Below are 282 nucleotides of genomic sequence, written 5' to 3'. Positions count from 1 at the left end.
CGGAGGCGATACGGGAGATGTTGACGGTTTTGAGGCCGGTGGCATCTTGCAGATCGAGACCGGTGACTGCCAGGTTGGCACCCGCGGAAGAAGAACCTGTGAAGGCTGCATTCAGCGTTTGGATGTTAGTCAGTTTTGGGGTGATGAGGGTGCCGCCGTTGTCGTTGGCATTGCCCAGTGTGGCTGTCAGTGTGTTGGAGACGCCTGTACCTGTCAGTTGGTCTTCATCTTGCAGGCTGTTGATACGGGCATTGCCGCCTGGTGTGTAGACTTGTGGGGCGG

Annotated in this window: 1 protein-coding gene; it reads right to left on the bottom strand. The window is 57.4% G+C overall.

Translation table 11 applies throughout. From position 1 onward, the window contains the following. A partial coding sequence (locus tag H8L32_RS27380) for a hypothetical protein (RefSeq protein WP_186951021.1) occupies positions 1-282 on the bottom strand: 282 nt, incomplete at both ends.

This window comes from Undibacterium hunanense (assembly GCF_014284335.1).
Classification (GTDB): Bacteria; Pseudomonadota; Gammaproteobacteria; order Burkholderiales; family Burkholderiaceae_D; genus Undibacterium; species Undibacterium hunanense.
The sequence above is the reverse complement of the archived record's forward strand: the minus strand, read 5'-3'. Positions and strand labels throughout refer to the sequence as shown.